This is a genomic window from Pseudomonas caspiana (assembly GCF_040224095.2).
Taxonomy (GTDB): domain Bacteria; phylum Pseudomonadota; class Gammaproteobacteria; order Pseudomonadales; family Pseudomonadaceae; genus Aquipseudomonas; species Aquipseudomonas caspiana.
On sequence record NZ_CP167995.1, the window covers coordinates 2721768 to 2734382 of the forward strand.

The 12615-nt window shown below is 57.5% G+C and carries 10 protein-coding genes; 3 read left to right on the forward strand and 7 right to left on the reverse strand.

The features are described 5' to 3' along the window. Positions 1-294: 294 nt before the first annotated feature. From ABRP31_RS12550 to ABRP31_RS12580, 7 genes are all read right to left on the reverse strand, one after another. Positions 295-1347, reverse strand: coding sequence for an ABC transporter substrate-binding protein (locus ABRP31_RS12550; RefSeq protein ID WP_349972788.1), 1053 nt, complete (start codon positions 1345-1347; stop codon positions 295-297). A 316-nt stretch (positions 1348-1663) separates the two neighbouring features. Then, positions 1664-2452 carry an ABC transporter ATP-binding protein gene (locus ABRP31_RS12555; protein ID WP_349973191.1) on the reverse strand — a complete coding sequence of 263 codons (789 nt, stop codon included), beginning with the start codon at positions 2450-2452 and terminating at the stop codon, positions 1664-1666. Further along, positions 2449-3534 (reverse strand): iron ABC transporter permease, encoded by a 1086-nt coding sequence (locus ABRP31_RS12560; RefSeq protein ID WP_122394673.1) that lies wholly within the window; start codon positions 3532-3534, stop codon positions 2449-2451. The genes ABRP31_RS12555 and ABRP31_RS12560 overlap by 4 nt, the downstream gene beginning before the upstream one ends. A 9-nt stretch (positions 3535-3543) precedes the next feature. Continuing rightward, positions 3544-4689 (reverse strand): ABC transporter substrate-binding protein, encoded by a 1146-nt coding sequence (locus tag ABRP31_RS12565; RefSeq protein ID WP_349973189.1) that lies wholly within the window; start codon positions 4687-4689, stop codon positions 3544-3546. A gap of 320 nt (positions 4690-5009) precedes the next feature. Then, positions 5010-6806: a methyl-accepting chemotaxis protein gene (locus tag ABRP31_RS12570; RefSeq protein ID WP_349973187.1), complete on the reverse strand. Its 1797-nt coding sequence runs from the start codon at positions 6804-6806 to the stop codon at positions 5010-5012. A gap of 136 nt (positions 6807-6942) precedes the next feature. Next, the gene (locus ABRP31_RS12575) at positions 6943-8637 is read right to left on the reverse strand and encodes a diguanylate cyclase (protein WP_349973184.1); all 1695 of its coding nucleotides are present in this window, start codon (positions 8635-8637) and stop codon (positions 6943-6945) included. Between the two features lie 97 nt (positions 8638-8734). Continuing rightward, positions 8735-9163: an NUDIX hydrolase gene (locus ABRP31_RS12580; protein ID WP_349973182.1), complete on the reverse strand. Its 429-nt coding sequence runs from the start codon at positions 9161-9163 to the stop codon at positions 8735-8737. 482 nt (positions 9164-9645) lie between these two features. Between ABRP31_RS12580 and ABRP31_RS12585 the strand changes: the two genes are divergently transcribed. The 3 genes from ABRP31_RS12585 to ABRP31_RS12595 are packed head-to-tail and all read left to right on the forward strand — an operon-like array spanning position 9646 to position 12564. Further along, a complete protein-coding gene (locus ABRP31_RS12585) occupies positions 9646-10209 on the forward strand; it encodes a TRAP transporter small permease (protein ID WP_087272069.1) in 564 nt (187 codons plus the stop codon). After that, positions 10206-11486 carry a TRAP transporter large permease subunit gene (locus tag ABRP31_RS12590; protein WP_349973179.1) on the forward strand — a complete coding sequence of 427 codons (1281 nt, stop codon included), beginning with the start codon at positions 10206-10208 and terminating at the stop codon, positions 11484-11486. The genes ABRP31_RS12585 and ABRP31_RS12590 overlap by 4 nt, the downstream gene beginning before the upstream one ends. Positions 11487-11538: 52 nt before the next feature. Continuing rightward, positions 11539-12564: a TRAP transporter substrate-binding protein gene (locus tag ABRP31_RS12595; protein WP_087272075.1), complete on the forward strand. Its 1026-nt coding sequence runs from the start codon at positions 11539-11541 to the stop codon at positions 12562-12564. Positions 12565-12615 lie beyond the last annotated feature (51 nt).

A 12615-nucleotide genomic window follows, 5' to 3' on the forward strand; every position in this document is an offset into this window, starting at 1 on the left:
ATGGGGCAGATGCTTAAAACGAGTGTCTTTCTGTTCCGGTCGCTCTGCGGGACCGTGCAGTTTCCAATGTACCCAGATGTCGGCAAATGAAGCCGCTGAAATGCGCTGCGCGAGAGTGCTTTATTGCGTAATGAGGCGTGCGGACGGCATGTCCTGCGTTGAGGTGTCTGGAAGAAAGGATCGTCACTGTAGGAGCGCACGAGCACCGCGAGGCCGCGATAGCGGTGCGTCAGGCGGGACGCTATCGCTGCCTCGCGGTGCTCGTGTGCTCCTACAGGTTGTGGTGGTCAGTGATTACTTCTTCTGCACAAACGACAACCAGCGTTCTTCTGCCTTGATGCCCTCGGCAGACGCCCACCATTTGGCCGACAGTAATGCCTGACGGGAGATGTTTTCAGGTGAGGAGGGCAGCTTGGCAGCACGTTCTGCCGGGATGGTGCCGGTCTCGAAGGCTTTCGGGTTGAGCGGGCCGTAATCAATGATCATCGGCAGTGCTGCCTGTAGTTTCGCGTCGATGGCTTCGTTGACGAACTTCATTGCCGCCGCTTTGTGCGGTGTGCCCTTGAGGACGCAGAGGGAGTTGGTTTCCAGAATGCCCTGATTGTAATCGAAGGCCACTGGCGCGCCGTCGGCCTGAACAGCCGTGATACGACCGTTCCACGCTTGAATCATGTCCACTTCGCCATCGCTGATCAGTTGTGCCGACTGACCGCCCGACGTCCACCAGGTGGAAATGTGCGGTTTTATCTCTTCGAGTTTCTTGAAGGCGCGCTCGACGTCCAGTGGGTACAACTTGTCGGGTGCGACGCCGTCGGCCAGCAGGGCTACTTCCAGGGTCGGGCGCGGCAAATTACGCAATGAACGCTGGCCCGGGAATTTCTTCGTGTCCCAGAAATCCGCCCAGGTTTTGGGTGCCTTGTCGCCCTTGAAGGCGTCGGTGCGATAAGCCAGCACCGTGGAGTAGCTGATGTAGCCCACGCTGTACTCATCTTTGAGATCCGCCGGTAATTGCGCTGCGTTGGGGATCAGCGCCGGGTCAAGCTTTTCGAACAGGCCTTCCTGCTGACCGCGCACGCAGTCGCCCGTCGGGAGATCCACTACGTCCCAGGTAACCTTGCCGCTTTCGACCTGAGTCTTGATGATTGGGTAGGCTTTGGGCGAACTGTCCTGCTTGAGCGTCAGGCCAAGTTTTTTGGCCGCCGGTTCCAGGATCGCCTTGCTCTGCGCCTCCTGATAGGCACCGCCCTGAGACACAAACGTGATGTCTTCAGCGAACGCCATATTGGCGCAGCCGGTGAGAATGGCCAGGCTCGCCAGTTTGAAGGTGCGGATACTGGATGCTGTCATGTAAAGGGCTCCCGATAGTTGGCAGATGTCATAAGCGAGCTGGAAATTTTTGTTGTCGGTCGCTCTGCGGGACCATGCCTTTAATTTACTGGCATGCCGGGAAATGAAGCGGGCACAAATGCGTGGCACAAAAGTGCTTTATTGCGAAAAAGGCAGGAGGGACGGCATGTCATGCGTTGCGCAGAGGTAGAGCCTGATCCTGTCGGAGCTCACCGAGGTTACGAGGCCAGCGATAGCGGTTTGTCAGACACACCGCTATCGCTGGCCTCGTAACCTCGGTGAGCTCCGACAGGTCCAACAGATTCAGAGTTGTATGTCAGCCTGCAGCTTTAAGCACCGACACCGGGTAAATCGCCGTAAACGCCCCGTCGTCGACACTGATCGCCCGGCAATCCACGCCGTAAACGTGGGCAAGGTTTTCCGGAGTCAATGTGTTGCGCGTCGGGCCGCTGCAGTGCACGTGGCCGTGATGCAGCATCAGCGTGTCGTCGGCATAACGGCTGGCCAGATTCATGTCGTGGAAGATCGCCAGCGTGACGATGTTTTCCTTGCGGGTATAAGCGCTGACCGCATCAAGAATCTGCAATTGATTGGCCAGATCCAGTGCCGAAGTCGGCTCGTCGAGCAACAACAGGCGCGGGCTGCGCACCAGTGCCAGTGCCAGGGAAATCATCTGTCGCTCACCACCGGATAACTGCCCCGGCTGACATTCGGCAAAACGCTGCAAACCGAGCAGTTCGAGCATTTCACTGGCCTTGCGCTGGGCATCCTTGCCGGTTGCCCAACCGCGTGCGCTGCCGTGCTGAGCGAGCAACAGCAGTTCGTAGGTGGACAGTCTCACGTCCAGGTGCGCCAGATCCTGAGCGACATAGCCGATCAATTTAGCCCGGATCGCGGGAGATGAACTCAGCAGGTCGATGCCGTCGATGGTGGCTGAACCGTGAGCCTTGGTCAGCCCGCACAGGCCTTTCATGAACGTTGATTTGCCGGCGCCGTTGGCACCCAGCAGTGCCAGCGTACGACCTGCTTCGGCTTTTACGGCGAGCCCGTCGAGGATGGTCCTGCCGTGGATCGTGACGCGGTAGTCAGCAGTAGCGAAGCTCATCGGGATGTCAGTCTCCGGTCGCGCAGGATAAGAATGATGAAGAACGGCAAACCGATGAGCGAGGTCACCATACCGATGGGCAGCACGGCGCCCGGCACGATCAACTTGCTGGCCAGCGAGGCGAGGGTGACGAAGATGATCCCGCAGGCAATCGTCACGCCGATGGTGAAGCGTTGATCTTCACCCACCAGCAGGCGAGCAACATGAGGCGCTACCAGACCGACAAAGCCGATGATGCCGACCACCGACGTCACAGCACCAGCGAGCAAGGCCGCCAGCATCAGCATCACGGTGCGTATACGGCGTACCGGAATGCCGAACACCACCGCCTGTTCGCCGAAGCTGCGCAATGCCGTCAGTGCCCAGGCTTGAACCAGCACCACGGGAATCGCAATCGCCGCGATGATCGCGCACAGCGTGACCTTGTTCCAGGTCGCATGCAGCAGCGAACCCATCAGCCAGAACACAATGCTTTGCAACTGGTCGACACTGGCCACGTATTGCACCAGACCCAGCAGCGAGCTGAACACGAAGTGCACGGCGATGCCCAGCAGGGTGATCGCTTGCAAGCCGACATGGCCGCGGGTCAGCAGCAGAATGATGCCCACCGTCAGCAGAGAAAACAGAAAGGCATTGCCCGTCACCAGCAGGTCTGCACCAAACCCCGGCAAGGCATTGCCCAGGGAAAAGTTGAATGCCAACGCCAGTGAAGCGCCAAACCCTGCTGCCGAGGAAATCCCCAGCGTGAAAGGTTCGGCCAGCGGATTATCGAGTACCGTCTGCATCATCAACCCGGCCAGCGCCAGACAGGTGCCCGCGAGCACCGCCATCAGCGTCATGGGCATGCGCAGCTCCCACAGGATGACTCGCGTGCTGGCGTCGACACTGTCGGGCTGCAACAGCCCGCTCATGGCCTGGCCAAACGTTAGTGTCCCCGAGCCGACGATCAGGTCGGCAATGAAAGCCACCACCGCGATCACCAGCAGGCTGATCAGCAAGACCGTGCGTTTCCATACGGTGTGGGTGTAGCGAGTCTGATAGCTGCTGGCGTCAGATGAAGCGTTACCGATAGAGGTCGTCATGGTTGCGGGTCATTTACCGGTCGCTGGTGCAGGCGCGTACAGAATCGCAGGTACTGCCTTGATACCGGTCAGGGCGAACAGCGCCTTGAGGCTGGCATCGGCGTCGAGCTGTTTGGCGCTGTCCGGGTAGAAAGCCTGACTCAGGTTTTCTACCGCCAGAATGTTCCAGCTGCTGGCGTAAAACTGGTGGTAAACGCCGTAGACGCGACCGTTCTGGCTGGCCTTGAGCTGAGCAAAACCAGGGCGTTGCTCCAGCAGCTTCAACTGGCGCTGGATGGCGTCAAGCTTGACACTTTCACCGAAGCCAAATGGTGGCGAAACCGAGGTGTTGCCCGGGAACTGGGTGCCGGTCATGACATACACGTCAGGTTGCTTGCCCAGTACGGTTTCCAGCGTGACATCGCCAGTTGCGCCCGGCAGCAGTTGCGAACCCAGGTTCACCCCGCCGGCAGCCTGTACCAGCTTGCCCCAGTACACATCGCCATGGGTGAAGCAGCAGGCGGATGCGCCGCCCTGGCCCGCTTTGGCTTCAACGAACACCAAAGGCTTTTTGTTGTGCTCTTTGGTAATGGCTTCAACTTTTGCCAGTCGGGATTTGTAGAAATCGATATAGGCTTTGGCTTCTTCTTCGCGGTTCAGTACCTGACCGAGCAAGGTCACAGTCTTCTGGCTGTTGACCACCGGCTCCAGGTCGCTGTCGACGAACAGGACGGGAATCTTCAGTGCGGCCAGCTTCTGCGCTACGCCTGCGTTTTCCAGCGAAGCACGGGCGCGGGTCTGGAACACCAGCAGGTCCGGGCGGGCTGCGACGACTGCTTCAAGGTTGAGATCACCGTCGTCACCGAACTTCATGTCGGTGGCCTGATTGGCGGTTTTCGGCCACTGGTTCTCGAAGACTCTCCAGGTGTTGGGATCGGAGCGCTTGATGATGTTGTTCCACGCAACGATACGCTGGAACGGATCGGCGCGGTCCAGCAGGGCGAGGGTGAACAGGTCACGACCGTCCTGCAGAACGATGCGTTTGGGTTCGGCGGGGATTTCAACCTGACGGTTGGCGACGTCGGTGACAGTGACTGGATAGGTGGTTGCGAAGGCCAGGGTCTGACCGGCTAGCAGCAGGCTTACACCGGCTGCGAGATGTTTGAACAGGCGCATTGAATTACCCATACCGAGAGGTGAGGACGAATCGGCCGCAGGCAGCACGACATATCCGCCGTAAAAAAGTGCGCACAGGGTAACGGAATTGTTCTCATTCGTCAGGTTTTAGCATTCACACATGGGCAATGTGCTTCTGCCATGGGCGGGGATCTGATTGTGGAAGCTGAGCTTGGCCTGTGGATTGAATTGCATTTTCTGTAGGAGCTGCCGAAGGCTGCGAAGCATTTCTCCTGATACGCCGCGATCGCAGCCTTCGGCAGCTCCTACAACATCAATACCTGGATTTCAGGCAATTTGGTTAGCCTGCAGCCCTTCAATCACTCCGCCAACAAAACAGCCGCATCAAAGCCCATACGCAGGTTGCCCCAATGGCGACCGTCGAAGAAGAACGGCACATCGATCTCGGTCATGATTTCACCGGTGTCGCGCAGGTAAGTCTGGAGCAGGAAACGCTGCGTGTTGCCCGCCGCACGCAGGCCGATCGGGTCGGAGAACATGCGTTTGTTGCGGCACACCGGCAGGTCGATCGCGCGGTCGCCGGTGGGTTGTTTCGATACCCAGCTGTTGTTCACCGGGCAATAGCCTTTGCTGTCGACGATAAACGACACCTTGCCGCCTTTTGTGCCCTTGGTCAGCTTGTCGCATTCTTCCTGGCAGATCTGGGCGAAGCGTTCGGTGTAGCTGGTCAGGTACTGTTTGGGATCGGTGCCGGGGATCAGTTTGTAATTTTGATCGAACAGATTCAGTCCGCTGCGGTGCAGTTCGGCGAGCCGCTCCTGCAGAATGTCGCGGCACTGGCTGGCGCGGGTAATGGCTGCGTCCAGCGCGCCATGCCCCAGGACAAACTTGCCAAGCATGGTTTGCACGCGCTCGGCGACTCCTGAGAGGTCGCGGGTCGCAGTTGCCGAATGCTGCATGCGCTGATCGATGGACTGGCTGTCGGCATAAATCTGGGTGACCCGATCATTGATGCCATTGTTGCTTTCAGCGAACTGCAGGATGTGTTCGGCAATGTCGGCGAGCTTGCCATTGGTGGACTCAAAGTCGCCGATCATGCTTTCGAAGTGGCCGGAAGCGCGCTCGACGACTTTTTGCGTTTCACGTGCGCTGTGGCTGATTTGCGTGGTCTGCTCGTGAGTAGAGCTGACTTCCCTGAGCATTGCATCGATGTTTTGTGAAATGTCGTCGGTGGCTTTGCTGACGTTCTGCGCCAGCGTGCGGACTTCATCAGCCACCACCGCGAAGCCTCGGCCGCTTTCCCCGGCGCGAGCCGCTTCGATGGCAGCATTGAGCGCCAGCAGGTTGGTTTGCGAGGAAATCTGCTGGATCAGACCCACGATGGATTTGATGCTCGACGAGCGCTGATTGAGCGCCGAGACCAGCGTGCCGAATTCGTTGAGGCTGGAGGAGATTTCGCTGATGTTGCCGGTTACTTCCAGAAGCTCGGCATAGGAGTCGCGTGCCATGCTCAGGTTTTGCGCGGTGGTGCTGGAAATGCCTTGGGTTTGCTGGGAAACCTCTTGAATGTTACCCACGGCCATATTGCTCTGGTCCATCACTTCCTTGGCGAAGCGTGCCTGATGGGTGGCGCTGTCGCTGGAGTCGCTGATGTTCTTCAGGGAGCGTGCCGATTCAACAGCGATGTGCACGGTCAGGGCTTGTACGTTGCTGATGATTTCCCGCTGCTTACCCAGAAACCGGTTGCAGGTGCTGGCCAGCACGCGGATCTCGTCGTGGGTCAGTAATGGCAAGTCTTTGGACAGGTCGCCTTCACCATTGGCAATCTCCGCCAGGGCGTTGGTCATGTGCGTAACCGGGCGAACGATCAGATGGCGAAAATACCAGACCAGAAAGCTGACCATGAACAGCGTAAACAGCGTGCTGAACAAAATGGCGTTGCTAAGCCCGTTCAGGCTGCCTTCAATCTGGCCGAGCAGGGCTGCATCCAGTTGTGCACCACGCAATTGCTGAACGATGTCGGCACGAATGCTCAAGGCGATCCAGTACAGCAACGCACTGACGGCAACCAGCAGAAAAAGGCTGGAGAGCTTTTTAGTCAGCGAATCGAAAAACTGCATTTCGATGGACTCATACAATGCCTTGAACATCCGCATGCCGCTGCTCCTAGAGGTATTTATTTATTCTTTGATAGGTAATCGTCGACCGCAGACGGCAAAGCTTTAACCGGACCTGTCGCCCCATACTGCAAACAGGCCCGATCACGCACATTCATCGGTCTAATCGATGTTCTTATATCTGCACTGTAATCTTGCTTGCTACACGGTTACGGCCTGATGCCTTTGCGTAGTACAGCTGTTGATCAGCGCGTTTTATCAGTGCAGTTGTATTGGCATCTGCGGAGTCGGCCAGGCCAATACCGATGCTCACGGTCACTTGCCCAACCAGATCAAAGGTCGCATCGGCAACGGCTTTGCGAATCCGCTCGGCCACAACTTCCGGGCTTTCCGCGCCTTCTGGCTCCAGCAACAGAACGGCGAACTCTTCACCGCCATAGCGAGCCACAAAGTCAGTGGCGCGGATGTTTTCCTGAATCAACTGAGCCAGTTGGTGCAGCACGTCGTCGCCGGTGGCATGGCCGTAGGTGTCGTTGACGTGTTTGAAGTGGTCAGCATCAATGAACAGCAGGGCGAAGGGGCGACCGGAACGCTCAAACAGCTGATTGCATTCGGCGAGCTTTTCATCGAAGCGGCGGCGGTTGTAGACCCCGGTCAAAGCGTCATGGGTCGCCATTTTCAACAGGTCGGCATTGGCTTGGGTTAGGGCGGCGGTCCGCTGCTCGACAGTCGCTTCAAGGGACGCATTGGTGTCCTGCAGTTCGCGTTCCTTGTCCAGCAACGACTCGGTCATGCTCTGGATGGACTGGCCTAGCTGGGCGATCTCCCGTACCGAATGCACCTGTGGAAAGTCGGCGCCGGGCTGTTTTGCTTGAACCTGTTTAGCGGCCTTGGCCAGTTGCTCAATGGGGCGGCTCATGTACTGCGCCAGGTAATAAGCCACCACACCAAATGCCAGCGCTGCGGCGACCCCCAGTATCAACAGCTTATAAAGCAGAATCCGCGCGGGCTGTAGCGCCGTCTCAAGAGGCTGGCGAACCACGATGTACCAGGACAGTTTGGCTGACTGAGGCGTCGGCACCTTCAATATGCTGGACAGGTAGTCAGCGTCTTCTGACCATTCTGGTGCGTCAGCGGCTTTCTGATTAGGGGAGGGTTGCTGTGCGGCGAGCAGTTCGGGGCGCATTTGCCCGACCATCTGTTGTGGATACAGCACCGCACCATCGCCATTGATGATCATGACCTCAAGGTCAGCAGTCACGCCTTCACGCAGAATGGCCGACTCGACAATCCGGGTCATCCAGTTCCAGTGCACATGGGCGCTCAACACCCCGACCACCGTACCGTTGGCAGTGCGTATCGGTGCTGCAAAGTCGATAAAGCGCAGCAGTTCACCACTGGCATTGGCAGGCAGGAGTTTGGCCAGCAACACCGCTTCGTGCGGGTCGCCGGTGTACGGTCCCTGTAGTCCGGCTTTGAACCAGGGACGCTCCAGCACGGATTGATTGACCAGCAGTCCTTGCACCGCCTGGCGTACTTTGCCCTGGGTGTCAGCGACACCCATCCAGGCGTACTCGGAGTGAGACTGGGTGCGCAGCTCCATCGAGGGCAAGATATCCGGGTCATCCAGGTTGCCGCGCACCAGATGTGGTTCGCGGCTGAGCAGGAATATCTCCAGTTGACGCTCGCGCAACTGGGTTCCCAGCATTGTGGAGGCTGACTTGGCGGTGCTCAGCAGCGCGTTGCCACTGGCCTGTTTGATTTGTTCGGTAGCGATATGCCCGACATAGAAACCCACGCTCAGCAGGGCGAGCAGCGACAGTCCGGCGAACCAGAGTGTCAGGTGGCTGCGCAGGCTGGCTATAATCATGGGTGATATCTGGCTATATGGAATCACGGCATGTTATTCCCAAGTCGGATCAGCCGCTAGTAGCGCGTGAACAACGTGCCAGTCATTTATGGCAACACTAGAGAGTGTTGCTCTCCAGGTATTCCTGTAACCGATGCTGGAAATGCTTGATCGCCAAGGTATTCGCCAGAAAAGCTTCTACCGTGGTAACCGCCCAGCGCTGGCCTTCATTACCGAAGCTGATGTTGGCGAAAGTTGCGGGCGGAACCCGTGCCACGAAGAACCAGGTATCGAGGCCGCCCATCCCCTGGCCCGGATACACTCGGGTCCAGACAACAGTGTCGGGGCTGATGGTCAACCCAAACTCTTCCCAGGTCTCGCGTAAAGCGCACTCCAGCGGCGTCTCTTTTCCCTCGCGGCCTCCGCCAGGAAGGTCCCATAAACCGGGCCACGGAATAGAAGGTTTGTCATCGCGCAGATAGCTCAGCAGCATGCCTTCGCAAAGAAGCGCGATCTTGGCGCCTGAAAACGGAGCAACGCTGGGCATGTCTGTTACCTGTCGCAGAAGAGGGATAGGACCGTATTGCTCGGGTCGAGTTGAAAAAATAATCGATAATCGCACGCTTTTGAATTGCCGAAATGGTTCTGCCAATGAAGGTTTATTGATGTTTTTCGACGAAATTATCCTTCATTAGGTTCAATTTCGGAGGATATAAGCGGTTTTAGATGCCAGAGACCCAGGTTTGGCGGCAAATAATCGGTGCTATTGGATATTGACCGAATTAACCAGTTAGTACATTTTCCATGTCATAAACCTTGGCCAGCAGTGCCTCGGAACAATAAAAACAATGGAGACACCCCCATGCGGCCGCAATTGCACGTTCTCGATTCCTTCCCCTGTGCCCGACCAATGACCCGGCAAATTATGCCGAGCGGCATTTGCATGCGCGCGCGTCACTGCGATTCGGACCAGTAAGGGCCAAGTCAGATTAGTCGAGCCGGATTTTGGGTCTCTGCGAGGCAACAATAATGAAAAGAATAGTCGGCCTGTATTTCAAGCTGCTGAAGTTACTGATCGTGCTGTGCATGATTGCCATGCTCGTCCTGGTGTTCGGCAATGTGGTGCTGCGCTACGCCTTCAACTCGGGTATCAGCGTGTCGGAAGAGCTGTCGCGCTGGCTGTTTGTCTGGATGATCTTCCTCGGTTCATTAGTGGCGCTCAAAGAGCGCGCGCACATGGGTTTCGACAGCCTTGTGCGGCGCTTGCCGGCGGGCGGCAAACGGTTCTGTCTGGTGGTCGGCCATGTGCTGATGCTCTACATCTGCTGGTTGGTATTCAGTGGCAGTTGGCAACAAGCGGTCATCAACCTGGACGTGGTCGCGCCTGCATCGGGTCTGTCCATGGCGCTGTTCTACGCTGCGGGGCTGGTGTTTGGTGCCAGTGCTGCGGCGATTCTTCTTTATGAGTTGTATCTGGTGCTGACCGGCAAACTGGCGGATGACGAGTTGGTCATGGTCACCGATAGCGACGCCGCGGAAGAAATCAAACATATCCAGAATCAGCAATCGACCACCGGGAGAACTCATCCATGACGCTGGTTATCTTTCTAGGTTCGTTGATTGGCACCATGGCGCTGGGCATTCCAATCGCGTTCGCCTTGCTGCTGGTCAGCGTTGCATTGATGGTGCAACTCGATCTGTTTGACGCGCAAATCATCGCGCAGAACCTGCTCAACGGCGCTGACAGCTTTCCGTTGATGGCGGTGCCGTTCTTTATGCTGGCCGGCGAAATCATGAACGCTGGCGGTCTGTCCAAACGCATCGTCAACATCGCCATGGCGTTGGTGGGGCACAAGCGCGGTGGTCTGGGGTATGTGGCCATTCTGGCGTCCTGTCTGCTGGCTTCGCTGTCGGGTTCTGCGGTGGCCGACGCCGCCGCGCTTGCGGCGTTGCTGGTGCCGATGATGGTTCGCGCCGGGCATAACCGGGCTCACTCGGCGGGCCTGATTGCGGCGGGCGGGATTATCGCGCCGGTGATTCCGCCGAGCATCGGCTTTATCGTCTTTGGTGTCGCGTCGGGTGTGTCGATCTCCAAACTGTTCCTGGCCGGGATCGTGCCCGGGCTGATGCTCGGTGCATCGCTGGCAGTGGCCTGGTGGTTCGTTTCCCGCAAGGAAAATATCGAGCCGCCGCCCAAGCAGAGCGCCAGGCAAATCATGCGCGCGTTGATCGAAGGCCTCTGGGCGCTCGGCTTGCCGCTGATCATTGTCTTCGGCCTGAAGTTCGGCATTTTTACGCCGACCGAGGCGGCGGTGGTTGCTGCGGTGTACTCGCTTTTTGTCGCGTTGTTCATCTACAAGGAACTGAAGATCAACCAGCTGTACGACCTGATTCTTTCATCGGCGAAAACCACGTCAGTGGTTATGCTGCTCGTCGCTGCGGCTATGGTCTCGGGGTGGCTGGTAACCATTGCTGAGCTGCCCGACCAACTGGCTGGCGTGCTTGAGCCATTCATGGACAACCAGACGATACTGCTGGTGGTCATCATGCTGCTGGTGATTCTGGTCGGTACGGCCATGGACATGACCCCGACTATTTTGCTGCTGACGCCAGTGCTGATGCCCGCTGTGGTCATGGCCGGTATCGATCCGGTGTATTTCGGCGTGCTGTTCATGATCAATTGCGCCATCGGCCTGATTACCCCGCCCGTAGGCACGGTGCTGAATGTGGTGTGCGGCGTTTCCAAAATCAGCATGGATGAAATCATCCGTGGCGTCTGGCCGTTCATGCTGGCCCAGTTTGTTGTGCTGTTTCTGCTGGTGTTGTTCCCTTCGCTGGTGCTTGTACCGCTGAAGTTTTTCACCGGCTGACGTCGGTGGGCATTTACGTAACTCGACTTCTAAAAACAATATGGAGAGTGACATGCAAAAACTGATGAAAACCCTGCTGGCAGGCGCCTGCGCCACGGGCCTCTTACTGGGCAGCATGGCCAGCCACGCGGCCGAGATTCGTGAACGGACCCTGCGTTTCGCATTCCAGAACGTGCAGGAACATCCTCAGGGGCAGGGGGCTCAGAAGTTCGCCGACCTGCTGGCCGAGAGCAGCGGCGGCAAGATCAAGGTCAAATTGTTTCCGGGCGGCACGTTGGGCGGTGACGTCGTGACAGTCTCGGCGTTGCAAGGCGGAACGCTGGATCTGACCGTGCTCAACTCCGGCATCCTCGCGGCTCAAGCGCCTGACTTCGCCATGCTGGACTTCCCGTTCCTGTTCAATAACGTCGAAGAGGCACACGCCGTTATCGATGGTCCCGTCGGGCAAAAGCTTGCCGCACAACTGGACAGCAAAGGGCTGGTCAGTCTCGGTTACTGGGACCTGGGGTTCCGTAACGTGACCAACAGCAAGCACCCGATCAACAAGCTGGAAGACATGCAGGGCCTCAAGATCCGCGTGATTCAGTCGCCGATCTATCTGGACACCTTCAATGCGCTGGGCGCCAACCCGGTGGCCATGGCGTTTCCGGAGGTCTACACCGGCCTGGAGCAGGGCGTTATCGACGGTCAGGAAAATCCGCTGACGGTAATCCAGGGCAGCAAGTTTTATGAGGTGCAAAAGTACATCTCAACCACCGGCCACATCTTCAATCCGCAATCTTTCATCATTGGCCAGAAAACCTGGAACAAGCTCAATGATGATGAGAAAAAACTGGTTAAAGACGCCGCGGTTAAGGCCCAGCAGTACCAGCGTGAAGTGACCGCGAGCAGCATGGACAAGGCGCGTGGCTATCTGGAACAGCAGAAAAACGTTGCTGTGAACGATATCTCTGCCGAAGAGAAAGACCGTTTCCGCGAGCGCGTTCAGCCGGTCATCAAAAAGTACTCGGAAAAACTCGATGGCAGTCTGGTGAAATTGATGTACGACGAAATCGCCAAGGTGCGTGCCAAGCAGTAAGTCTTGTTCCGATGGGTCATAAGTTCGCCGTGCTACTCATGACCCACGGCT